This window comes from Marinomonas hwangdonensis (assembly GCF_003721245.1).
In the GTDB taxonomy this organism is placed as follows: Bacteria; Pseudomonadota; Gammaproteobacteria; order Pseudomonadales; family Marinomonadaceae; genus Marinomonas; species Marinomonas hwangdonensis.
Window position 1 is genome coordinate 477,907 of record NZ_RIZG01000002.1, and the last position, 22,127, is coordinate 500,033.

At 46.5% G+C, this 22,127-nt stretch carries 20 protein-coding genes; 7 read left to right on the forward strand and 13 right to left on the reverse strand.

What is annotated here, in order from left to right; genetic code table 11:
* The first annotated feature begins 78 nt into the window (after positions 1-78).
* On the forward strand, positions 79-1,602 hold the full coding sequence (gene gndA, locus EBI00_RS05240; RefSeq protein WP_123094854.1) for an NADP-dependent phosphogluconate dehydrogenase: 1,524 nt from the start codon (positions 79-81) through the stop codon (positions 1,600-1,602).
* Positions 1,603-1,662: 60 nt separating this feature from the next.
* Here the strand turns inward: gndA and EBI00_RS05245 are convergent, their stop codons facing one another.
* The gene (locus EBI00_RS05245) at positions 1,663-2,382 is read right to left on the reverse strand and encodes an RNA methyltransferase (protein WP_123094855.1); all 720 of its coding nucleotides are present in this window, start codon (positions 2,380-2,382) and stop codon (positions 1,663-1,665) included.
* A 284-nt stretch (positions 2,383-2,666) separates the two neighbouring features.
* Here EBI00_RS05245 and EBI00_RS05250 point away from each other — a divergent pair, with 284 nt between their 5' ends.
* Positions 2,667-3,455 (forward strand): inositol monophosphatase family protein, encoded by a 789-nt coding sequence (locus tag EBI00_RS05250; protein ID WP_123094856.1) that lies wholly within the window; start codon positions 2,667-2,669, stop codon positions 3,453-3,455.
* A gap of 164 nt (positions 3,456-3,619) precedes the next feature.
* Here the strand turns inward: EBI00_RS05250 and EBI00_RS05255 are convergent, their stop codons facing one another.
* The 4 genes from EBI00_RS05255 to EBI00_RS05270 form a co-directional block, all read right to left on the reverse strand.
* A complete protein-coding gene (locus tag EBI00_RS05255; RefSeq protein ID WP_123094950.1) occupies positions 3,620-4,675 on the reverse strand; it encodes a Gfo/Idh/MocA family protein in 1,056 nt (351 codons plus the stop codon).
* A gap of 96 nt (positions 4,676-4,771) precedes the next feature.
* Positions 4,772-5,443, reverse strand: a complete 672-nt coding sequence (locus tag EBI00_RS05260) for a YceH family protein (RefSeq protein WP_123094857.1) — start codon at positions 5,441-5,443, stop codon at positions 4,772-4,774.
* 25 nt (positions 5,444-5,468) lie between these two features.
* Complete coding sequence (locus tag EBI00_RS05265) at positions 5,469-6,257, reverse strand: sterol desaturase family protein (protein WP_123094858.1); 789 nt, start codon at positions 6,255-6,257, stop codon at positions 5,469-5,471.
* Positions 6,254-7,408, reverse strand: coding sequence for a MalY/PatB family protein (locus EBI00_RS05270; protein WP_123094859.1), 1,155 nt, complete (start codon positions 7,406-7,408; stop codon positions 6,254-6,256). The genes EBI00_RS05265 and EBI00_RS05270 overlap by 4 nt, the downstream gene beginning before the upstream one ends.
* 337 nt (positions 7,409-7,745) lie before the next feature.
* Here EBI00_RS05270 and betI point away from each other — a divergent pair, with 337 nt between their 5' ends.
* From betI to choV, 4 genes are all read left to right on the forward strand, one after another.
* The gene (gene betI / locus EBI00_RS05275; protein WP_123094860.1) at positions 7,746-8,336 is read left to right on the forward strand and encodes a transcriptional regulator BetI; all 591 of its coding nucleotides are present in this window, start codon (positions 7,746-7,748) and stop codon (positions 8,334-8,336) included.
* Positions 8,337-8,502: 166 nt separating this feature from the next.
* On the forward strand, positions 8,503-9,438 hold the full coding sequence (locus EBI00_RS05280) for a choline ABC transporter substrate-binding protein (RefSeq protein WP_123094861.1): 936 nt from the start codon (positions 8,503-8,505) through the stop codon (positions 9,436-9,438).
* Positions 9,439-9,517: 79 nt separating this feature from the next.
* On the forward strand, positions 9,518-10,363 hold the full coding sequence (choW, locus tag EBI00_RS05285) for a choline ABC transporter permease subunit (RefSeq protein WP_123094862.1): 846 nt from the start codon (positions 9,518-9,520) through the stop codon (positions 10,361-10,363).
* 3 nt (positions 10,364-10,366) lie between these two features.
* Entirely contained in the window at positions 10,367-11,557 is a 1,191-nt protein-coding gene (choV, locus tag EBI00_RS05290) for a choline ABC transporter ATP-binding protein (RefSeq protein ID WP_123094863.1), read from the forward strand.
* 128 nt (positions 11,558-11,685) lie between these two features.
* Here choV and EBI00_RS05295 read toward each other — a convergent pair whose 3' ends face one another.
* A complete protein-coding gene (locus tag EBI00_RS05295) occupies positions 11,686-13,023 on the reverse strand; it encodes a glutamine synthetase family protein (protein ID WP_123094864.1) in 1,338 nt (445 codons plus the stop codon).
* A gap of 205 nt (positions 13,024-13,228) precedes the next feature.
* Between EBI00_RS05295 and EBI00_RS05300 the strand changes: the two genes are divergently transcribed.
* Entirely contained in the window at positions 13,229-14,506 is a 1,278-nt protein-coding gene (locus EBI00_RS05300) for an NAD(P)/FAD-dependent oxidoreductase (RefSeq protein ID WP_123094865.1), read from the forward strand.
* Between the two features lie 50 nt (positions 14,507-14,556).
* On the opposite strand, the gene EBI00_RS05305 is transcribed toward EBI00_RS05300, so the two are convergent.
* The 7 genes from EBI00_RS05305 to EBI00_RS05335 all read right to left on the reverse strand — a co-directional run bounded on the left by EBI00_RS05305 (position 14,557) and on the right by EBI00_RS05335 (position 22,120).
* The gene (locus EBI00_RS05305) at positions 14,557-15,267 is read right to left on the reverse strand and encodes a glutamine amidotransferase-related protein (RefSeq protein WP_123094866.1); all 711 of its coding nucleotides are present in this window, start codon (positions 15,265-15,267) and stop codon (positions 14,557-14,559) included.
* 35 nt (positions 15,268-15,302) lie between these two features.
* Positions 15,303-16,124, reverse strand: coding sequence for an ABC transporter permease subunit (locus tag EBI00_RS05310; RefSeq protein ID WP_123094867.1), 822 nt, complete (start codon positions 16,122-16,124; stop codon positions 15,303-15,305).
* On the reverse strand, positions 16,121-17,053 hold the full coding sequence (locus EBI00_RS05315; protein ID WP_174714891.1) for an ABC transporter permease subunit: 933 nt from the start codon (positions 17,051-17,053) through the stop codon (positions 16,121-16,123). The genes EBI00_RS05310 and EBI00_RS05315 overlap by 4 nt, the downstream gene beginning before the upstream one ends.
* On the reverse strand, positions 17,050-18,204 hold the full coding sequence (locus EBI00_RS05320) for an ABC transporter ATP-binding protein (RefSeq protein WP_123094868.1): 1,155 nt from the start codon (positions 18,202-18,204) through the stop codon (positions 17,050-17,052). The genes EBI00_RS05315 and EBI00_RS05320 overlap by 4 nt, the downstream gene beginning before the upstream one ends.
* A 68-nt stretch (positions 18,205-18,272) precedes the next feature.
* Positions 18,273-19,358 (reverse strand): polyamine ABC transporter substrate-binding protein, encoded by a 1,086-nt coding sequence (locus EBI00_RS05325; protein WP_123094869.1) that lies wholly within the window; start codon positions 19,356-19,358, stop codon positions 18,273-18,275.
* A 53-nt stretch (positions 19,359-19,411) separates the two neighbouring features.
* Positions 19,412-20,755, reverse strand: a complete 1,344-nt coding sequence (locus EBI00_RS05330) for a glutamine synthetase family protein (protein ID WP_123094870.1) — start codon at positions 20,753-20,755, stop codon at positions 19,412-19,414.
* 81 nt (positions 20,756-20,836) lie between these two features.
* The gene (locus tag EBI00_RS05335) at positions 20,837-22,120 is read right to left on the reverse strand and encodes an NAD(P)/FAD-dependent oxidoreductase (RefSeq protein ID WP_123094871.1); all 1,284 of its coding nucleotides are present in this window, start codon (positions 22,118-22,120) and stop codon (positions 20,837-20,839) included.
* Between the last annotated feature and the right edge of the window lie 7 nt (positions 22,121-22,127).

The following is a 22,127-nucleotide window of genomic DNA, read 5'->3' on the forward strand; positions in this document are numbered from 1 at the left end:
AAGGTCCTGAAAAATTCTGCTTCGTGGTAAGATTCTTACTTTAATTCCCCCCCGTTTTCAGAAGGTTGATCGATATTTATGTTAAACACAAATCAGAACTGCAATATTGGATTTGTCGGCTTGGGTGTCATGGGTAAAAGCTTGGCTTTAAATTTAGCCGACCACGGCTACCGAGTTGCAGGCTTTGATCTTGACACGCATAAAATACAAGACGTTTTAAATACCGAGGCCGCCGAACGCATAGACCCTAGCGCAGAAGCCCGCATTATTGGCTGTTCTGACATGAAAGAAATGCTTTCCCATCTTGTCAAACCTCGCGTTATTGTTGTACTTGTGCCAGCCGGCAAACCGGTTGATGCCGTTTGCCAGAGTTTAATCGAAGCAGGCTTAGAAGCTGACGACATTGTGGTTGATTGTGGAAACAGTCAATGGACAGACACTATTCGTCGCGAGGCGGAATACAAAGAAAAATTCAAATTCTTTGGCACCGCCGTATCAGGTGGCGAGGTCGGTGCACGTTTCGGCCCATCTCTCATGCCCGGTGGCGATGCTAATTCCTGGAAATACCTACAACCCATGTGGGAAGCGGTCGCCGCTAAAGTTGATAAAAATGGTAAGCCGATCGAAAGCAACACACCGGGCAAACCGGTTACTGAAGGCGAGCCATGCACCGCGTATCTAGGGCCAAATGGCGCAGGCCACTACGTCAAAATGGTACACAATGGTATTGAGTACGCGGACATGCAGCTTATTTGTGAAGCCTACCACTTGCTGCGCTCTTTATTAGGTTACGAACCGGAAGAAATTGGTAAATTGTTTGAAAAATGGAATCAGGGTGTACTAAATAGTTACCTCGTTGAAATCAGTGCTGACATTCTTCAACAATACGACCAAAAAACCGGTGCACCACTTGTTGATATGATTCTTGATAGCGCTGGGCAAAAAGGTACAGGCCGTTGGACGTCTATCAGCGCAACACAAATGGGTGTACCAGCGGGCATCATCAGCGAATCCGTTTATGCTCGTGCATTGAGCACTCTAACGGGCGAGCGAGAGTTGGCCGCAGGCAAGCTTACCGCTGACGTGGAAAGCGGTGAAATAGCCGCCGAAGACGTGGAAAAAGCCATTGAAGAGGCACTCTACTGTGCAAAAATCTGTGCTTATGCACAAGGTTTCCAGATCATGCGCGCCGCTCAAAAAGAATATGATTGGACATTTAACTTCAGTGATATAGCGAAAATTTGGCGCGGTGGCTGCATCATTCGAGCCTCTTTCTTACAAAAGATCGCTGATGCGTTTGATGAGAATCACGAGCTTGAAAACCTGTTATTGAGCGATTACTTCGCTGATGCTATGGCGAAAAAACAAACAGGTTTGCGTAAAGCCGTTGTGCTTGCCGCACAATCAGGTATTCCTACTCCGTCGTTCTTCTCCGCCTTGGCGTATTTTGACGGCTACCGCTCTGACGTATTGCCCGCTAACTTATTGCAAGCACAGCGCGATTACTTTGGCGCACACACCTATGAACGAGTTGATGCAGAACCAGGGCAGAAATTCCACACGTTTTGGCAAGAAGAAGGTCGACCTGAGCGTAAAGCTTAATCTCGATCTCTGCTGAAGAAGTACAAAGAACGCTGGCTTAGACAATAAGCCAGCGTTTTTTTATTTCATCTTCTTTTCCATTGAAGTCAGCATACCCCTGAGCATACCCAACTCCTGCTGATCTAACCGCGAACGCTGAAATAAGCGACGAAAACGCGTCATGACCTGCATGGGCATTTCAGGATCGAGAAATTCGGTTTGTACTAACACTTTTTCAAGATGCTCTAGTAGATAATCAATTTGCGCGACATTCGCCGCAGGCACATCCCACTTGCTGGCCACTACGGGGGCGTCTTTCATCAGTAAAGACTTCATACGCAACTCGTAGGCGATTACTTGCACAGCAGCACCTAAATTTAAAGAGCTAAAGCTTTCAACAGAAGGAATGTGCACGTGATAATTACAACGTTGCAACTCTTCATTGGTCAAGCCACGGTCTTCTCTACCAAACACAAACGCTGTTACCAACCCTTCGTCAAACACCAAATCTGCCGCCTGTCTTGGATCGACCAAAGGCCAAGGAATATTTCGCTCTCTGGCGCTGGTTCCAATCACCAGCTGACAATCTGCTAAAGCCTCTTCTAAAGTAGACACCACGACAGCATTGTCCAATATATCGGTTGCCCCCGAAGCTCGACTGATTGCTTCATCACTGGGGTAGTCTTTTGGCGCAACCAGATAAAGATCAGCTAACCCCATATTTTTCATAGCACGAGCCGCAGCACCTATGTTGCCAGGATGCGATGTATTAACGAGAACAATTCTTACAGTATTTTGCATGTTATGGGGTACCCATTTAAACGGTCGAACTTTAGTGATAAAAAACTCAAGCATCTTAACAGATATTTATCACAAAGCCCTATATTGGTTAGTTTTTCACCAAAACTTCACTAGCAAAATCCACGCTGTTACGCTAGAATCCGCGCTCTTATTTAGGCTCTCGGTTTGATCTTGCATTTTGCTCAGGTGAAACGGAGACAGCTCGCTCTTTAACACTTTATTTGGCAACTTATCGTCTTATGACGGTATGTGCATTTTAATGACGGAATAATTGACGGTAAATTATGCAACCTAGAATCAATGTCGCACTTAAAGCAGCCCGTGCTGCTGCAGAATACATAGTTCACTCACAAGAGAAGCTTCTCTTTGACAAAGAGCAAGGCCAATCGGCAGAACAAGTTTATAGCACCGTTTGCTCTGGTGCAGAACGCAGCATTGTTTACCACCTTGAAAAAGCCTACCCAGCAGACACCATTACGACTCGCCTTCAAGGCACAGTCCAAAATGGCAGCGAAGGGGAATGGATCATTGATGCCATCCAAGGACAGCACTTGTTTTCTCGCGGCCTAACAGGCAACGTGATCACCATGAGCTACCTAGTTGCCGGTAAAGTCGAGCACGCTCTTGTGCTTAATCCTCACACTAAAGACGAGTTTTACGCCAGTAAAGGTCGTGGTGCTTATCTAAACAACTCACGTATTCGTACCAGTTCAGCTCGTACTCTTGACAAAGCAACGGTCGCGGCTCAATTTCCAGCCACAGATCGCTTGGCACCTTTTGCGTCTGGCCAATTTGCCATCCTTAGCGAACTTGCAGATCAAGGCGCTCGAGTGATGATGCAAGACGCTCCTGCCCTGATGCTAGCCAACGTAGCCGCAGGCCGTCTTGATGCCGCTTGGGGTATCAAATTGCAAGAATGGGAAGTTCAAGCGCCGTTATTTATTGCAAAAGAAGCTGGTTGCTTATTCGCTGGCTTTGATGGCTCACCTAGCGTTGCTAAAGGCGATCTGCTCTGCGCAGCGCCACGCCTGTTTAAAGTGCTATTACCTGTTCTTAACAAACACCTTAATTAAGAACATAAAGCGCTTTCATTTCATGCACTTTCGCTTTCAGTGCAGTCTGAGATAAAGACAAAAAAAGGACGCTTTCCACTTAGGATAGCGTCCTTTTTTATTGACCTAATGCACTGATATTTCAGCCTTATTCAGTACTCACAGGTGTTTAGCCTTACTGGTGTTTAATGTTTGTGATGGCTGTGTTCATGATGGTGATGATGCAGATCATCTTCATCAAAATGGCTATGGTCTGGCGCGCTTTCACCGGGGTAATACAAACCTATGTCTTGACGAATTTCATCCAGTGTCGCAATCAATTCAAGACTGTCTTGCCAGCTGTGATTAGGGCTCTGAAATACCCCTTCTTCTAAGCATCGGTTTACCTCATCCACTTCGAATTGGTAACCATTGCCAGGAAAATCGAACTCCACAGCTCGCTCTTTGTTGTCTGCCGTCACAATTCGACACGATTTGGCTTTGAACCATTCAGAGTCTATTTCAATATAGCCTTTAGAGCCTGACAAGATCGCACGATTAGGGTTATGAGAAATCAGTGAGGCATCCAAAGAAGCAAGCTGTCCAGCTTCCCAGCCCAGTAAAATCTGTTCGAATAAATCAACGTCTGTGTCCCCAATCACCGCTTGGTTTTGCACAAAATCGGGTTTCCCGAAAAAGAGCTGCGCCAAAAAAACAGGGTAAATACCAATATCCAACAAGGCACCACCACCCAACTCGAGATTCAGCAGACGATGATTTGGACCCGTGGGTGCCAAGGTATTAAAACTGGCTTGGATGCTATTTAAATTACCAATTTCGCCTTCTTCAACCCAGTCAATCACTTGTTCAATCACGGGGTTAAAGCGTGTCCACATGGCTTCCATAACAAACACTTCGTGCTTTAAAGCCAAATCGTAAAGCTCTTTAGACTGCTCATAATTGATGGTAAAGGGTTTTTCACACAACACAGCTTTGCCTGCCAAAATACACGCTTTCGTCAATCCATAATGGTAAACATGAGGGGTTGCGATATAGATAACATCCACTTCGTTGCTGTTGATTAGCGAAAAGTAATCAAAGAAAGCCAATTCAATATCAAACTCGGCAGAAAACTGATCGGCCGACGCCTTATTGCGAGAAGCCACAGCACGAAGCTCACCCCCTTTGACGTGACAAAAATCACTCGCAAATGCACGCGCGATTTGACCTGTACCAATAATACCCCAGCGTATTGTCTTCATAAGACTTTCCTCTCCCATAGACACCATCAATTGCATTTGAGCTTGAATCGCCAAATACACCCAAAAAAAGCGCCCTAAGTCTGACGCTTAAGCCGCTTATAGTCCACTTTCATTTTCAAGTTCGTTGATGCGTTTTTGCAGCGCGTTTACCTTCGCTTCTAATTCAACAATACGCGCTTTAAGATACTGTGTTTGTTCAAGTTCTTGTTGATCGAGGTGGTCTGAATCTAAGGCATGAGACGGAGGGCGAACGGACTCGGTACAGAAACACTCCTGATAGCGCTGTTCGCGTTTACCAGGCTCTCTTGGCAAGGGATTAACATAAGGGCCGCCCACCTTATTCTGAAGCGACTGCAGAGCCGCTGAGACCTCATCTAAGGAGTCAAAACGGTGCAAGCGTCCGCTTCTTGACCTAAGCTCACCTGGCGTCTGAGCGCCGCGTAAAAACAACAAACACACAATGGCTGTTTCAGCGGGTGTAAATTGCAAATCCGAAAACTCCGTATTACAAAATCGATGCTGATACTTACTAATACGGCTGTGGGAACCGGACACTTCCACCACCAAGCCTCGGTCAAAGAGACTGTCTACGGCCTGTTGAACATCGCTCTCAGACAACTGCGTCACGGGTTCTCGGTTAGACTTTTGGTTACAGGCGTTAACAAGCGCATTCAAGCTAAGTGGATACTGATCCGGTGTCGTGACCTCTTTTTCCATCAGACAACCAATAACACGCATTTCATTAAAGCTTATTTCGTAATAACTCATAAAGTGCCCTTTAATCTATTCGTTTTTAACGATGCTTTCCAAACCGTTTGAAAGGCATCACCAAGACCTCTTTAAATGAGGCTGGTTGATACGTTTTAGTATCAGGCATACCTATCTTTAAATGTTCATCCCCTTCCAAAGCCCGCACTCGTTTCGTATTAAAAAATTCATCCCAAATACTTAAAAAGAACCCAAAATTACTGTTTGCTTCTCGATCTACCCGCGAGTGATGGATACGATGTAAATCGGGCGTCACCAGTATTCGCTGTACCCAAGACTCTGTTTTGGCCGGCAACCTAGCGTTGGTGTGATTAAACATTGCCGCCGCGTTTAACAAAATATCAAACGCCAGTATCGCCTCCAACGGTATTCCGAATAACCAAACAGCCAACGCCTTGATACCCAAAGACAGAACAATCTCAACAGGGTGAAACCGTACCGCCGAGCTAACATCCAATTCAGGGTCAGAATGGTGAACACGATGAATGCGCCACAACAAAGGCACACGATGAAACAGTCTGTGCTGCCAATAAATCAGACAGTCCAATAAAAAAATACTCAGTATAAAGGTCAACCAAAAGGGCAAATCCACCACGGCAAACAAGCCGAAACCTTGACTCATTAAAGCCAAAAGAGACAGCAACAAGGGCTGAACGAGGCGCACACAGACCGCCCCTAATACCAATAAAGCAATATTATGACGCCAACGCTGGCGCCACTGTACCAAAGCGCCCCTAGGCCGGTAGTATTGCCACGCCAATAAGGCGCTAAACACCACCAAAAACACACCAAATCTCAGGGTAAAATCAATCACATCAAACCCTGCGTGATGAGCGCGTTTTCGATGCGTGTCATCGCATCTTCCAACACGGATCGAGGGCAACCAAAATTCAAACGCACAAACTTCTCATTGCCAAAGTCTTTGCCATCAGACACGCCCACTCCAGCGTCTAAAAAGAATCGATGCGGGTCTTTTAAACCCAACGCAGAAACGTCGATCCAAGCCAGATAAGTGGCTTCTAAATGCGCCATTTTCATGGGAGTCTTTGCTATTCTAGCCGCCAAAAAATCTCGATTTTCCTTGAGATAAATGAGCAAAGCTTGATGCCACGTCTGACCTTCTTGATACGCGGCTGTAGCCGCGGTCAAGCCCAACATGCTCGGTGAAGGAATCAAGCCTGCTTTCTCGTCATTGAACGCCTGACGTAATGCCGCATTTTCAATCACCGCAAAGGCGTAGCCTAAACCGGCAATATTAAACGTCTTGCTAGGCGCCATTAAGGTAATAGTACGATTGGCCGCGTCCTGATTTAGACTGGCGAAGGGAATATGTAGCACATCATCTAAAATTAAATCACAGTGAATCTCGTCACTGACAACGACAAGATCATACTTCTCTGCCAAGGCATGGATGCGTGATAATTCCGCTTTGGTGTACACGGTACCACCCGGATTGTGCGGATTACACAATAGAATCATTTTGCTTTTTGGGTCCGCACAAGCCGATTCAAACTGCGCCATATCAGGCACCCAACGCCCTTCTTCTAAACACATATTTACACGCAGCAACTGACGCTTCGCCGCAAGGGGCGCTTTATTCAAATGGTAATAAACCGGTCCAGGCACCACAATCCCATCGCCCTCGCTTGAGAAGACGCGGACACTCAAATGCAAGGCACACACCAAACCAGGAAGGTGCACTAAATGTCCCCCAGACACCGACCAGTGATAACGGCTTTGTAAATGCGACTGAATGGCGCTTACCAAAGCGCTAGATGGATGAGTATAGCCAAACACGCCATCCTCAACTCGTTGATTTAAAGCCATTTTAATGGAAGGTGGTGAATCGAAATCCATATCAGCTACCCACATAGGAAGCACGTCTTTAGGGTACTTTGACCACTTGTCACTGCTCATTTGAGAACGATCGATCACGCGATCGAACGCTTGGGATATATCGTCCATTTACTCACACTCCAGCCATGTATTTACTTTATAATTAACACAACCCTAGCAATTAACTCCAGCTATTTTGATGAACCCAATACAAACAAAGTAGGTACGCGAAAAAATGAAATCTGGTGCAATATTGTGTCTAAATAAACACGCTTTTTGCCCCAAACCGACAACCATACCCCGAAAATAAATTGAAATTTTTTTAAATCACTGTATTTCTCTTAAAATTCAATAACTTAAATTACTTAGAGTACTAAGTTATCGAATTGTCAAGGGTTGACCTAAATCATACAATCAGCCTAGTATAGTTTTCATTAAACGGCTGTTTAATAAAAAAGGACTCACCATGCCAAAAGTTGGAATGCCTGAAATACGTAAACCTCAGCTCATTGAGGCGGCCATTAGAGCCATAGACAAACACGGTTTTTCAGGTGCAACCGTTAGCATTATTGGTAAAAAAGCAGGGGTCTCACCCGCCATTATTAACCATTATTTTGGTGGTAAAGACGGGCTTTACGAAGCCACCATGCGCAGCCTAATTAAAGAATTTTTTGAAGATCTTCACAAAGAAATCGCCAATACCAAAGGGCAGTCTGCAAGGGACATCGTCATGGCTATTGTGAGGGCCAGTTTTAGTCAATCCCAAACGCATCCCCAAGTAGTCAAAACTTGGATGGGATTCTGGGCATCTGCGATGCATACACCGTCACTGTATCGATTACAAAACATGTATGCGAAACGTTTGCAAACCGCCTTAGTGTGTGCCTTGAAACAAGATTTTGATACCGCCCAAGCACGTGACATCGCTCTAACCGTCGCCGCACTCATCGACGGTATGTGGTTACGAGGATCATTGGCTGGCGGTATTAACAAACAAGAAGCCGCCGGACTTATTAGCAATTATTTAGACGCCGTATTTCGTGACGTGTCGAAATGATTTAGCGCAAAAATTAACGTAAAACGTTAACGCAAAAAAGTGCAACGCTTACAAAGATAACCTAGCCGTAACAGGCTAGTCTTAAAATGCAAGGGTTCACTCAGTGCTTGTACTAAGCATAAAAATCACTCATTTATTTTGAGTTCAAAAAAAAGAGGATAAAGATATGTTAAGCAAGATACAAAAAACCGCCGTCGCCCTCAGTGTGGCCAGTATTTCTGGATTCACTTTGGCAGCAGAATGCTCGACCGTACGTTTCTCAGACGTTGGTTGGACCGATATCACAGCAACCACCGCCGTGGTCAGTGAAATCAGCGAAGGCTTAGGTTACGAAACAAAAACTCAACTGCTCTCTGTTCCTGTTACCTACACATCACTTGCCAACAAGGATATTGATATCTTCCTAGGCAACTGGATGCCTACCATGCAAGCAGACATCGCGCCTTACTTAGAAGCAGGCACCGTTGAAGATCTAGGCCCTAACCTAGTCGGCGCTAAATACACGTTAGCCGTCAATAAATCCGCCTACGACGCTGGCGTTAAAACCTTTGCCGATATTGCAAAGTATCGCCGTGAGTTTTCCGGCCGTATTTATGGTATCGAGCCAGGCAATGACGGCAACCGCATCATTCAAGACATGATTGATTCTAATGCTTTTGATTTAGGCGACTTTCAAATTGTTGAGTCGAGTGAAGCAGGCATGTTGTCACAAGTCAGCCGCAACGCTCGTCGTGACAAATGGATCGCATTTCTAGGCTGGGCGCCACACCCTATGAACGCCAATTTTGAAATGGAATACCTGGCTGGCGGTGATGACTTCTTTGGTGCCAATTATGGTGGCGCAAATGTGCATACCAACGTTCGTAAAGGCTACCTACAAGAATGCCCAAACATGGGCAAATTGCTGACCAACCTTACTTTTACGCTGCCAATGGAAAACGAAATCATGGGCGCTATTTTAGACGACGGTAAAAAACCTGACATAGCAGCACGTGAATGGCTACAAGGCAACCCCGGTGTTCTTAATGAATGGCTCGAAGGCGTCACTACTCTTTCTGGTGATAATGGCTTAACAGCCGTGAAATCTCACCTAGGACTGTAATTTCCTCTTTTAGCACAACCACACCCTGCGCACAGTCCTAGCGCAGGGTGTCTCATTAAATCACCGGGAGAACACACATATGAATTGGCTGACGGATAATAAGATCCCTCTTGGCGCTTGGATGGAAAGCTTTGTCGATTGGCTAGTTTCTGCCGCTTCCGTATTCTTTGACCTCATTTCTATTACGTTGGAAACCATTATTTACACCTTGGTTGACTCCATTCTATGGGCTCATCCACTGGCGGTTATTGGCATCATTTTAATAGGTGTTTGGCTTTTACACCGCAATCTAGGCTTATTGGTATTTATTGCCTTATCTTTTCTGCTCATCATCAATATGGGCTATTGGGTAGAAACAATCCAAACGCTTGTACTGGTCGTTACCGCAACCGCAATCAGCGTATTGATTGGCGTGCCAATTGGTATTGCCGCAGCGCACCGTCCTTGGTTGTACACCATGTTGCGTCCCATTCTTGACTTGATGCAAACCATACCTACTTTTGTTTACCTGATTCCGACACTAATTTTATTCGGATTAGGCTATGTACCTGGATTAATCTCCACCATTATTTTTGCCATCGCCGCCCCTATTCGTCTGACGTATTTAGGCGTGAGTAAGGTCCCAAGTGAATTAGTTGAAGCTGGTTTGGCATTTGGCTGCACAAAATCAAAACTACTGTACAAAGTCGAGCTACCAGCGGCTATGCCAAACATCATGGCAGGCATCACACAATGTATCATGCTGTCACTTTCTATGGTGGTGGTTGCAGCGCTAGTCGGTGCAGATGGTCTAGGCAAACCCGTCATTAGAGCGCTGAATACCGTCAATATTTCACAAGGTTTTGAAGCAGGTGTCGCCATCGTACTGGTCGCCATCATGCTAGACCGTATTTGTAAATCACCATCCATGAAAAGTGAGGGTTAATTTATGTCTGTTGTCACCATAGAAAATGTTGATATCGTCTTCGGTAACAATCATGCAGAAACGCTTCCTTTAATGGACAAAGGTTACACGCGAGATCAAATCATTAGCGAAACTGGCGATGTGGTGGGCGTTCAAAATGCCAACATCGAAGTCAATGAGGGTGAAATCTGCGTACTCATGGGATTGTCTGGCTCAGGCAAATCCACCTTGCTACGCGCAATTAATGGTCTAAATAAAATTGCTCGTGGTCGCTGCCTTGTCAGAGACGGCGACACCATGGTGGATATGGCAAAGTGCGATGAGGCCACATTACGCCACATGCGCACCCGTCGAGTCTCCATGGTATTTCAAAGTTTTGCTCTTATGCCATGGTTGACTGTGCTAGAAAACGTCGCGTTTGGTCTAGAAATGCAAGGTATGCCCAAAGCGGAACGCCTTAAAAAAGCCCATGAGCAACTAGAAATGGTCAGTCTTGATCAATGGGCAGACAAAAAGCCCGATGAGCTATCGGGCGGTATGCGTCAGCGTGTTGGTCTAGCAAGAGCCTTTGCCATGGATACGGACGTATTGCTAATGGACGAGCCTTTTTCCGCTCTTGACCCATTAATTCGCTCTCAGCTACAAGATGAATTGATTGAGTTGCAAAAGCGCCTTAACAAAACCATCATCTTTGTGAGCCATGACCTAGACGAAGCCCTCAAGATTGGTAGCAAAATCGCCATCATGGAATCAGCACGTATCATCCAGGAAGACACACCAGAACAAATCGTTCTGAACCCTGCGACAGAATACGTAGAACGCTTTGTAGCGCATACGAATCCACTCAATGTGCTGTGTGGTGAATCCTTGATGACACCAATTGACGAACTTGCAGTCGAAGAAGAGCGCGTTATCGTCAATAAAGATACTTGGATGACACTCAATAACGGCAAATTAGAGTCGGTCGAAAACGAGAAAGGCACAGTGCCCACTGCTCGCTGGACCCCAGAGACCATTCTGGCTAATGTACCAGATGGCACCGTCTTTATTGTGCCGGCTAATATTGCCATGCGCGATGCCGTCGAAATACGCTATCACACGAATCGCTTCTTGGTATTAGAAAGCAAAGGAACCTGTATCGGCATACTCAACGACCACAATTTTTACCACGCCCTACTTGGTAAACATTTTGGACGCGAAGAAGCCGCAGCGTAATGATTCGCTCTTGACGAAGCCCAGATACCACAGAGTCAAATAAAAAGGCCAGAAGCTCTGCTTCTGGCCTTTTTTACTTTGCAATGGCGTTAAAACTAACACGCTCACATCGTCACAGACTCAAACTATCACACGTTGAGCAAAAGATGTTCTCGCTCCCAAGAGCTGATAACACGGTTAAAGGTTTCAAACTCACTGCGTTTTACACCCATATAGGCTTTTACGAAGTGTTCCCCCATGATGTCGCACAGTGGCTGGCACTCTTCCAGTAAGCGCAAGCCTTCCTCTAATGTTCGAGCAATTTCCACTTCTTCTGACGGTGGGGTTTTGCCTTCCACCGGCTCTGTCGGTTGCAGCTTTTCTTTGATCCCAAGATAACCGCAAGCCAGAGTCGCCGCGATCGCCAAGTAAGGATTGCAATCCGCCCCCGGAAAACGGTTTTCAATACGCGTCCCTTCTGGGGCTGAAAACGGAATGCGCAGCCCGGCCGTGCGATTATCAAATCCCCATTGCATATTAATCGGCGCCGCCATATCCGGTGAAAAACGGCGGTAGGAATTCACGTTAGGGGCAAAAAAGCTGATCGCATTGGGGGTGTATTTCTGCAGTCCACCAAGGTAGTGATAAAAGAGCTCACTGGGGCTGCCATTATGATCAAAAATATTCTTACCCGTTTTACTGTCCACCAAACTCTGATGAATGTGCATGGCACTGCCTGGTTCATGCTGCATAGGCTTGGCCATAAAAGTCGCGTACATGCCATGCTTCATTGCCGCTTCTCGTAACGTACGCTTAAAAACAAACACCTGGTCAGCCAAATCCAGCGGATCACCATGAATAAAGTTGATTTCCATCTGTGCCGCCCCCGATTCATGAATCAAGGTATCCACATCCAAACCTTGTGCTTCGCAATAACTGTACAAGGTGTCAATAACAGGGTTGAACTCATTGACCGCATCAATGCTGTAAGAGCGACGCGAGGTTTCTCGCTTACCCGAGCGCCCAACAGCGGGCTTTAATTCATAATCTGGATCGGTATTCGGGTCGATCAAATAAAACTCAACCTCAGGGGCGATCACAGGTGTAATGCCCTCTTTGGCGTACAAAGCCAGAATATTGCGCAAAATAGTGCGGCTCGATAAAGGGTGCAATTGACCGCTTTTATCATAACAATCGTTAATAATCTGCGCGGTAGGCTCATCCGCCCAAGGCACTAAACGAAAAGTATTCGGATCAGGATGTAACTCCATATCTCGGTCGCTGGCGTCCACCAGCTCGTAATGGTTATCTGCCCAATCGCCAGTAACGCTTTGCACCAAGATGGTTTCTGGAATCCGGCCGCACAGCTCCGCTAAGAATTTATAGGTTGGATAAAATTTTCCACGGGCATTCCCGGTCATGTCTGCCAACGTAGACTCGACTTCGGTAATGGCATGTTCTTTCAAAAAGGCTTCAAATTCCGTCATAACTCACCTTATAGCACCCTCGTTTTAATCTCTTCAGGCTAAAATATTACATATTGCGATCTTACTCTATTGCTCTATCATTCACACTACAGCATGGCTGTTTTGTTAGCAGACGATAAAGTACTGGTTCAAAATACGCAGACCAAAATAGCATAATCAACATAACAAACCTTTATTGCCGTTTGTTTTCATAGGAACCCAACGTTTGAACACACACGAAGCAACCTATTACGCGGCCAACGCCAATACGCTGACAGAGTACCCCATCTTACATGGCGAGCAAGAGGTGGATATCTGCATTATTGGTGGCGGTTTTACGGGCGTGTCAGCGGCCTTGCACCTTGCAGAAGCGGGATTCAACGTCAGCCTAGTGGAAGCCAACAAAATCGGCTGGGGAGCGTCTGGACGAAACGGGGGCCAACTGTGCCAAGGTCACAACATGAGTCACGACACTCTGGTAAAGCAAGTCGGCAAACGCACCGCCGATCAGCTTTGGCGCAGCTCTGTTGACTCTGTCACCTTGGTAAAAGACCTAATCAAACGTCACCATATAGAATGCGACCTTAGTGCTGGCGTTCTACACGTAGCGAGCAAACCTAGCCACAGTGAAGCATTGAAAAAATCCGTCGAATACACTCGTCAGCAATTAGAGTACGACCAAGTGGATTATCTGAATGCCGACAGGGTATCCGCCTTGCTCGGTACCAAGCAGTATCATGGCGGTGAGCTATTTCGAGACGGAGCGCACCTGCACCCGCTCAACTTTGTCCTAGGCATGGCACGAGCCGCGACAGACCATGGCGCCACACTTTATGAAGGTTCCCCCGTCATTTCCTATAAAACAGGAGAAAAGCCCGAAGTCGTAACGGAGAAAGGCAAAATACGTTGCCGCTACCTGCTCTTCGCCTGCAACGGTTATTTAGGCAAACTGAACCATGCCGCCGCCAAAAAAATCATGCCAATTAACAACTTCATTATCGCGACCGAGCCATTGAGCGACGACATTGCCAATCGCATTAATCCCGAGCGTTTGGCGGTTGCCGATTCTAAGTTTGTAGTGAATTACTTTCGCCTGTCGGCCGACAAGCGATTGCTCTGGGGGGGTGGCGAAAACTACCGTCAACGCTTTCCAAACGACATTGCCCGCTTTGTTAAAAAACACATGCTGGCCGTGTACCCTGAATTGGCAAATCATAAGATCGACTATGCTTGGGGCGGCACTTTGGCCATCACCCTGAATCGCATGCCTCACATTGCCCGACAAGAAGCTAACGTGTTTGTTGCTCAGGGTTATTCAGGCCACGGTGTGGCCTTGGCAACCTACGCCGGAGCGCTGTTTGCCAAGGCCGTGCAAGGTTCATTAGAAGGCATAGACGCCTTCGAGCGATTACCGACGAAAGACTTTCCTGGTGGCACTCTACTACGCTGGCCCGGTCTGGTAGCGGGTATGCTGTATTACTCAACGCTCGATAAATTGCCTTAAAAAGAGGCTATTTTTAAGGTTTTTTTAAACGCTGTTTTTTTACCCCGTTATTACGAGCGTCGCTTCAAAAACTGCCCTACCCAAGTCATCAGTGGCAAGGCGTCAATACTCCCGTTGACCAAGGACGCTCTGGCCGCCATGGCTTGTTCTTTAGTCAACACAGCACCCTCATAAAAATCGATCAGAGCGCGCTCGTAGGTGATCGAAAACTCAGGGTGACCTTGAACCGTCAAAATATGATCGTCGTACAATAATCCCGCATACTGACAAAAGTCTGAACGCAAAAAAGTCCGTGCTCGTTGCGGTTTTTCTACCACTTGATCTTGGTGAAAAGCACACAAAGCAAGACGGTTCGTCTCAGGTAAAACAGGCACAGATTCGCACACAGCATAATCATGAATGCCCACCCCCCAACCGCCTTGAAATTTGTCAACGCGCCCTCCTAGGGCGCGCGCAATCACCTGATGACCAAAACATATCCCCACCAAGGGACGGCGTAACTGATCAATGTCCCTAATCAAATCGCACAAACGCAAGATCCAAGCTTCATCACCATAAGCATCCGATTTAGACCCGGTAATCAACCAAGCGTCACATTCTTTCACATCAAGAGGAAACTCATCAAAACGCACATCGTATGTGACAAAGTGAGCGTCCTTTTCCAGCTCACCTAGCTGCTCAATAAACATGCCGGCATAACTGGGAAATTCACCGAGTAAGGCATCCGGTGTAATACCGGTCGCAAGAATACCTATTTTCATGTCTCTGTCCTTAGTATCACGACTATCAGAACCCATTAATGGTTGTTTTTGTCATTGTATCGACTCTGTCGATGCATGATTACAATCGCTGCGATCACGGCCATAGAAACCGCCACTATCATCAGCGTCGCCAAAGCATTGACTTCTGGTGTCACACCCAAGCGCACTTTTGAAAAGATCACCATTGGCAAGGTGCTGTTACCCGGACCAGACACGAAACTGGCAATCACTAAGTCGTCTAGCGACAAAGTAAACGCCAGTAACCAGCCCGCAATAATCGCCGGTGAAATCAATGGTAAAGTAATCAAGAAAAACAATGACGCAGGTTTTGCGCCCAAATCCATAGCCGCTTCTTCTAGGGTTTCATCCAAGGACGCAAGACGTGACTGCACCACCACCGCCACGTATGCCAAACAAAACGTCGTATGAGCAATCACCACCGTCAGCAAGCCTCGGCCCGCGGGCCAACCAAACACGTTTTCCAGAAACACGAAAAGAAGCAATAAAGACAGACCTGTAATGACTTCTGGCATAACCAAAGGCGCGGTGACCCAACCTGACAACATCGCCTTACCGACAAATTTACGCATACGACTGAGTACAAAACCGGCTAAGGTGCCGAGCACTGACGCCAAAGTAGCGCTGATAAAGGCAATCTTTAAACTGGCCCACGCCGCGCTCATAATTTGCTCATTGCTAAACAGTTCCACATACCATTTTAATGACCAACCGCCCCACACAGTCACCAATTTAGAATCATTAAAACTGTACACAATCAAGGCAATAATCGGTGCATAAAGAAACACAAAGCCCGCACCTGACATCATTTTTAACGCCGTAGAGCTGCCCTGTTTCATTCGGCCTCCTTATTGCTGTTGCGAATAAACATAATGGGGATCACCAACACAATCAGCATCATCACGGCCACCGCCGACGCCATAGGCCAGTCACGATTTTGGAAAAACTCGTCCCATAGGACACGACCAATCATTAAGGTATCTGATCCACCTAACAAGGCAGGAATCACATACTCACCCACTGCAGGAATAAACACCAACAAACAACCCGCAATAATTCCCGCTTTCGCCAAAGGCAAAGTCACCAAGAAAAACGATTGATAAGGCTTAGCTCCTAGGTCTTGAGCCGCATCAATCAGACTTAAATCCATTTTCTCCAGCGACGCATACAAGGGCAAAATCATAAAGGGCAGATAGGTATAAACAATCCCTAAATACACGGCAAAGTCGGTTTGCAGTATCTGAATGGGCTGATCAATAATGCCGGTCATCAGCAAAATATCATTCACCAAGCCATCTTTTCTGAGCAATACCATCCAAGCATAAACACGCAACAAAAAAGACGTCCAAAACGGCAAAATCACCAATGCTAGCAAAACAATTCGCACAGTAGGACGGCTACGCGCAATCAAATACGCAATCGGAAAACCAATCAGCAGAGCAAAAAAGGTAGAAATGGCGGCAATTTTAACGGAGCTCAAATACGCATCTAGGTAAAAACGCGATTCAAACAGGTAAAGATAATTACCAAAGTTCAATGAAAACGTGAGATACGAACTGCTCGAATCCCATTGCAATAAAGGCGAATAAGGCGGAATGGCAATGGCTGCTTCCGACAAAGAGATTTTAAACACCACCAAAAAAGGGATGAAAAAAAACGCCGCCAACCACAGCATAGGCACCAGTATCACGGCAATTCGGCCTAAAGGAATCTTCTTCAGCCAGGCGAGGCCATAAGCGCCTCTCGCGAGAGTCGTTTCTCCCATCATGATACCAACACCACACAACTGTCCGCGTCCCAAGAAAGATACACAGCATCTTCCCACGTCAAACGGCTGCCCATTTCACGGGACACATTAGGCTGGGTAATACGAAGGTATTTACCGGAAGCAAGGCGTACTTTAAACACCGACTGGCTTCCCATGTAGGCTACATCACAAATCACCCCCGTCGCCCCGTTCACTTCTATGTCCATGGGTTCACGGCTAATGCGAATTTTTTCGGGACGAATTGCCACGCTCACTTCTTGATTGGGCGCGCAACTGATGCCGTGGTCCACTTGCAAATAGGCGTCTAAATCTGGACTTTGAATCGACACACTGTCCCGTTCGTCTTCCACGACCACACCATCAAATAGGTTCACATTGCCGATGAATTCCGCCACGAAACGGCTCTTTGGGTATTCATACACTTCGTGAGGCTCAGCAGTTTGGATAATGTCGCCATTGTTCATGACACCAATTCGGGTTGCCAGAGTCATGGCTTCTTCTTGATCATGAGTCACCACCACAAAGGTAATGCCTAATTCTTCTTGAAGGCGCATTAATTCAAACTGGGTTTCTTCCCGAAGCTTTTTATCCAACGCGCCCAAAGGCTCATCCAATAACAAAAGTTTTGGGCGCTTTACCAAGGAGCGAGCCAGAGCCACACGCTGGCGTTGTCCCCCAGACAGCATATGGGGCTTGCGTTTAGCCAGATGACCAAGCTTTACCATGTCCAAAATATCGCTGACTCGGGCTTTGACTTCAGCGCTTTTTACACCCTCACGTTTTAAACCAAATGCCACATTGGCTTCGACCGATAAATGCGGAAACAAAGCATAAGACTGGAACATCATATTGACTGGGCGCTCCCAAGGCGGAATGCCCGTCATATCCACACCGTCAATTAAAATACGACCCGATGTCGGCTCTTCAAAGCCAGCCAACATGCGCAATAAAGTACTTTTCCCTGAACCAGAACCCCCCAATAAACAAAACAGTTCATTGCGATAAATGTCTAAGGACACGGAGTTAACTGCCGTAAACTGACCAAACTGCTTGGTAATTTGATCAATTTGAACAAAAGGTTTTGCGTCTTGTTGACGCCATGACGGCACAGATTGCGTCTGTACAGTAGAAATATTGGGAAAAGCAGACATAACCTAAAGACCTATCTAAATGCTTGGCGAAAAAATGGCGGAGCCAGAAAGCCCCGCCGGAATGTCGATTAACGACCTGTTTTAATGTTGGTCCATGCACGCGTCAAAGAACGGTCAAAACGCGCGGTGTGAGCCACTTGCACGTACAATTTATCCTTCACTTCTTGCGTAGGATAAATGCCCTTGTTTGACAAAATCTCTGCGTCTAACAGGGGTTCAGCGGCTTTATTAGGCACAGCGTAGTACACATAGTTAGAAATAGAGGCGGCCACTTCAGGACGCAAAATATAATCAATAAACGCCAAAGCGGCTTGTGGGTGTGGCGCATCTGCCGGTACGGCCATTAAATCAAACCACACCAAGGTGCCTTCTTTCGGAATCGTATAATTGATCTCGATACCCTGACCGGCTTCTTCTGCTCGGCTTTGTGATTGCAAAATATCGCCGTTGTAGCCCACCGCCACACAAATTTCGCCGTTCGCTAAATCCGAAATATAGGTACTGGAGTGGAAATATTTAATATAAGGACGCGCCTCGCTCATTAACTTAGCTGATGCGGCAAGCTCGTTTGCATCTTCGGAATTGGGATCAACACCACGATAATTATGCACAACAGACATAATTTCTGCCGGTGAATCCAACACAGCAATACCACAGTCTTGCAATTTAGCGGCAATGCTTGGGTTAAACAACACATCCCAAGAATCCAACTCTGGCGTACCCAAACGCTCTTCAATCATTTTGGTGTTATAACCAATGCCGACTGTTCCCCACGCATAAGGGATATTGTACTGATTACCCGCGTCGTGCTTTTCAATTTGCTTCAGTAAAGTCGCATCTAGGTTACCCACATTGCTCAACTGACTCTTGTCTATGCTCTGGTAAACACCGGCCTTTAATTGACGCTCAAAAAACGAGTTCGACGGCATCACCACGTCATAGCCAGAACCGCCAGCCATCAGCTTAGCTTCTAGCGCTTCATTGCTGTCATAGACGTCGTAATTGACCTTAATACCCGTTTCAGCCGTAAACTGTTCTAGGGTGCCCGGTGCCATATAATCAGACCAGTTGTATATATTCACTACTTGTTCAGCAGAAACCGTTGCAGAGCTAGCCGCGCATGCGAGCATTAAACCAAGTGTTTTCTTTTTCATTGAGGGATTCTCCCAATTAAGCTAATAAAATTGGCCTAAGCCATTACAACCCTTCATAAATAGGCTTCGTATTCCACATCAGAAATACGCCCATAAATTTTTTCCTGCTCCTGTTCCTTCACAGCAGTAAACACTCGGACAAAGGTTTCGCCTAGATACTCACGCATGAATGCGCTGTCTTTAAAGGCTTCCGTTGCCAATTCCCAACGATTAGGAAGGGCTTTGTAACGCTCTGAAAGCGAATACGCATCCCCTTCTATTGGTTCGGGTGGCAGCATTTTGGTCTCAATACCATGTAATGCTGCGCCCAATATCGCCGCAAGTACAAGATACGGATTCGCGTCCGCTCCTGCCACTCGATGCTCAATACGGCGTGCTTCGCATTCACTGTCTGGAATGCGCACCGCCACCGTTCTATTTTCATACCCCCAACTGGCAAAAGTAGGAGCATGAGCGCCATTTTGAAAACGGCGATAGGAATTCATATGAGGCGCAAACACCATCATGGATTCAGGCATGTGATTTAACAAACCAGCAACCGCATAACGCATCATCAAAGCGCCATCTTCGTCACCACTGTCAAACACATTACGCCCAGTATCATCCAGCAAACTAAAATGCACATGCATACCGCTGCCGCTTTTTTTAGCATACGGTTTTGCCATAAAAGTCGCCCCTAAACCATTGCGACGTGCCACCCCTTTGATCAGGCGTTTAAAGAGAATCGCATGATCGGCGGATAATACTGCGTCATTGGTGTGTTGCATATTAATTTCGAACTGACCAGGCCCTAATTCAGAAACAATTGTATCTGCGGGGATACCTTGGGCTTCACAGGCCTGGCGCACCTCAGTAAAAAAACCCTCTAGACAATCCATTTCATCAATGGAGTAACAGTCAATTTCACTCAAACGGCGACCATTACCGTCACTGATAATGGGTTCTTCTGGTCGGCGCTTGAATTCCGACTCACCATCCAGCAGATAAAACTCCAACTCAGTGGCCACCACAGGCGTTAATCCCAAGGCCTTATAGCGCTCAACAATACGCACTAGCAATTGGCGTGGATCAGGATAAAATGGCGAGCCATCCATATTGTACATCATCGCCAAAATCTGTCCGCGGGGTGACTCAGCCCAGGGCACAGAGGTAGGTTCGTCATACACAGGCAAACAAACACCATCAGTATCACCGGTTTCAAACACCAGGCCATTCCCCAAAACATCATCGCCCCAGTTGTCAAAACCAATCACCGATTGTGGCAACTTCACCCCTTGAGTCATCACACTTTCAAGCCCACTGGCGGGAATACGTTTGCCACGAAGATTGCCATTTAAATCAGCAATAAATAAATCAAACTCTTTATTGTCTTTATTCCCTTTATATATTTCCGACATACAACATACTCTTCTAAAAATACGCTTTTAAAAATACGTTTAAAAAACGGGAGAATGCAAAAAACCAGTTGCTGAAAAATGTTAGATACCCAATTTGTCCCTCAGGCTGTAATACATGGCCCCCATGGCGGTATAAGGCACGCGCAAAAAACGCCCACCAGGGAAAGGGTATTGCGGCATGCTGGCAAACACATCAAAGCGTGACGTATTTCCTTCTATCGCGTCCGCCAAAATCTCCCCCATCAAATGCGAGTTCGTTACCCCATGACCAGAATATCCTTGGGCATAATAAAGATTGTCACCGATCTGGCCTACTTGTGGCATACGCATCATGGTCAACAAAAAATTCCCCGTCCACGCAAAATCTATCTTCACATCCTTGAGCATAGGATAAGTTTTGAGCATTTTACGACCAATAATGGCCTCGATTTTTGCGGGTTCACGGGCACCATAAGTCGTACCGCCGCCATAAATCAAACGCCCATCGGCAGACAAACGGTAATAATCCAATAAATAATTGCCATCTTCGACACAATGATCTGTCGGCAAGAGTTGTTTCTGCAATGCCTCAGAAAGCGGTTCCGTCGCGATCACCTGAGTGCCACAAGGCATGGCCTTCTTCTCCACATCAGGAAGCAAACCAAATACATAAGCGTTACCCGCCACCACAAGCGTATCGGCCACCACGCTTCCCTCAACGGTAATGGCTTTAATGGGCTTACCGTGTTCGATTCGAACCACCTTCGAATCTTCATAAATCACGCCACCTAACGACTCGAACGCTTTCGCTTGCCCCAACACCAAATTCAACGGCTGAATATGACCACCGTGTTTATCCAACAGGCCTCCCACGTAACGCTCTGTACCTATGTGGTCTTGAATGCCGATTGCTGATAACAACGTCAGACCATCATGGCCATTCGCTTCCCACAGGGCTTTTTTGGCTTTTAGGGCATCAAATTGCTTGTCGTTGCAGGCCGCGAAGATATTGCCAGCCTTGAGGTCACAATCAATGCCGTATCGCTCAACACGCTGACGAATCAAAGCCTGCCCTGAAAACGCCATTGCGGCCATTTTTTGACCGATATCCTCACCATAATGCTGAGTAATGTAATCAATATCACGGTTAAAGCTGTTAACAATTTGACCGCCATTGCGGCCAGACGCGCCAAAACCTATACGGCTACCTTCTAAAACAACCACCTTTTTGCCTCTTTCAGCGAGGCTCAACGCCGTGGAAATACCGGTAAATCCAGCACCGATCACACACACATCAAAGCGTTGCTCACCACTCAGTTTCGGGCGCAGCACTTTATCATTGGCAGAATCAGCGTAATACGAGTTCACATGAGTAGGCGTGGACATAAGTGAT

What these genes read in the sequence shown, in the direction of transcription:
- EBI00_RS05310 (WP_123094867.1), bottom strand. Translation starts at nt 16,124, where the DNA reads ATGAAACAGGGCAGCTCTACGGCGTTAAAAATGATGTCAGGTGCGGGC.
- choV (WP_123094863.1), top strand. Translation starts at nt 10,367, where the DNA reads ATGTCTGTTGTCACCATAGAAAATGTTGATATCGTCTTCGGTAACAAT.
- gndA (WP_123094854.1), top strand. Translation starts at nt 79, where the DNA reads ATGTTAAACACAAATCAGAACTGCAATATTGGATTTGTCGGCTTGGGT.
- choW (WP_123094862.1), top strand. Translation starts at nt 9,518, where the DNA reads ATGAATTGGCTGACGGATAATAAGATCCCTCTTGGCGCTTGGATGGAA.
- EBI00_RS05325 (WP_123094869.1), bottom strand. Translation starts at nt 19,358, where the DNA reads ATGAAAAAGAAAACACTTGGTTTAATGCTCGCATGCGCGGCTAGCTCT.
- EBI00_RS05335 (WP_123094871.1), bottom strand. Translation starts at nt 22,120, where the DNA reads ATGTCCACGCCTACTCATGTGAACTCGTATTACGCTGATTCTGCCAAT.
- EBI00_RS05305 (WP_123094866.1), bottom strand. Translation starts at nt 15,267, where the DNA reads ATGAAAATAGGTATTCTTGCGACCGGTATTACACCGGATGCCTTACTC.
- EBI00_RS05250 (WP_123094856.1), top strand. Translation starts at nt 2,667, where the DNA reads ATGCAACCTAGAATCAATGTCGCACTTAAAGCAGCCCGTGCTGCTGCA.
- EBI00_RS05280 (WP_123094861.1), top strand. Translation starts at nt 8,503, where the DNA reads ATGTTAAGCAAGATACAAAAAACCGCCGTCGCCCTCAGTGTGGCCAGT.
- EBI00_RS05270 (WP_123094859.1), bottom strand. Translation starts at nt 7,408, where the DNA reads ATGGACGATATATCCCAAGCGTTCGATCGCGTGATCGATCGTTCTCAA.
- EBI00_RS05315 (WP_174714891.1), bottom strand. Translation starts at nt 17,053, where the DNA reads ATGATGGGAGAAACGACTCTCGCGAGAGGCGCTTATGGCCTCGCCTGG.
- EBI00_RS05295 (WP_123094864.1), bottom strand. Translation starts at nt 13,023, where the DNA reads ATGACGGAATTTGAAGCCTTTTTGAAAGAACATGCCATTACCGAAGTC.
- EBI00_RS05320 (WP_123094868.1), bottom strand. Translation starts at nt 18,204, where the DNA reads ATGTCTGCTTTTCCCAATATTTCTACTGTACAGACGCAATCTGTGCCG.
- EBI00_RS05260 (WP_123094857.1), bottom strand. Translation starts at nt 5,443, where the DNA reads ATGAGTTATTACGAAATAAGCTTTAATGAAATGCGTGTTATTGGTTGT.
- EBI00_RS05245 (WP_123094855.1), bottom strand. Translation starts at nt 2,382, where the DNA reads ATGCAAAATACTGTAAGAATTGTTCTCGTTAATACATCGCATCCTGGC.
- EBI00_RS05255 (WP_123094950.1), bottom strand. Translation starts at nt 4,675, where the DNA reads ATGAAGACAATACGCTGGGGTATTATTGGTACAGGTCAAATCGCGCGT.
- betI (WP_123094860.1), top strand. Translation starts at nt 7,746, where the DNA reads ATGCCAAAAGTTGGAATGCCTGAAATACGTAAACCTCAGCTCATTGAG.
- EBI00_RS05330 (WP_123094870.1), bottom strand. Translation starts at nt 20,755, where the DNA reads ATGTCGGAAATATATAAAGGGAATAAAGACAATAAAGAGTTTGATTTA.